1 protein-coding gene is annotated in these 444 nt (G+C 65.5%); it reads right to left on the reverse strand.

Translation table 11 applies throughout. From position 1 onward, the window contains the following. Positions 1 to 399, reverse strand: a 399-nt coding sequence (locus tag DVK01_RS21425; protein WP_199722422.1) for a lactate utilization protein, incomplete at its 3' end; no start/stop codon positions are given. Between the last annotated feature and the right edge of the window lie 45 nt (positions 400 to 444).

A 444-nucleotide genomic window follows, 5' to 3' on the forward strand; every position in this document is an offset into this window, starting at 1 on the left:
CGCGGCGACGAGTTCGCCGGTTTGGGCGATGGCGTTGATGCCGCCGAGGAAGTAGTCGGCGGTCTGGGAGTCGCGGCGGGCGGCCTGTCGCTCCGCGTCGTCGTCGATGCCCCAAATCTGGTCCGGCAGGCTCTCCCACTCGTGGTCGCCCTCGCTGAGGTAGTCGTCGAACCCGATTTCTTCGAGGGTGGTCGAGTGGCCGTTCATCACGGAGACGCCGGCGGGGATGTGCGACTGCACGGCTTCGAGCGCCTCGTCGGCCGTGTCGACGACGACGACGTCGAACCCGCTCGCTTCGAGGTTCTCGACGGTCGCTTCGACGGTCTCGTCGTCGGGAAGCTGGTCGAGGTCGGCGTCGATGTCGGCGTCGTCTACGTAGTCGGATTTCTGTTGAGACATGTGTGAGTGTGGTGGTGGAGTCGATGGGTGCTCCGACGACAACGT

The sequence above is a fragment of the Haloarcula sp. Atlit-120R genome, assembly GCF_003665885.1.
GTDB classification, from domain to species: domain Archaea; phylum Halobacteriota; class Halobacteria; order Halobacteriales; family Haloarculaceae; genus Haloarcula; species Haloarcula taiwanensis.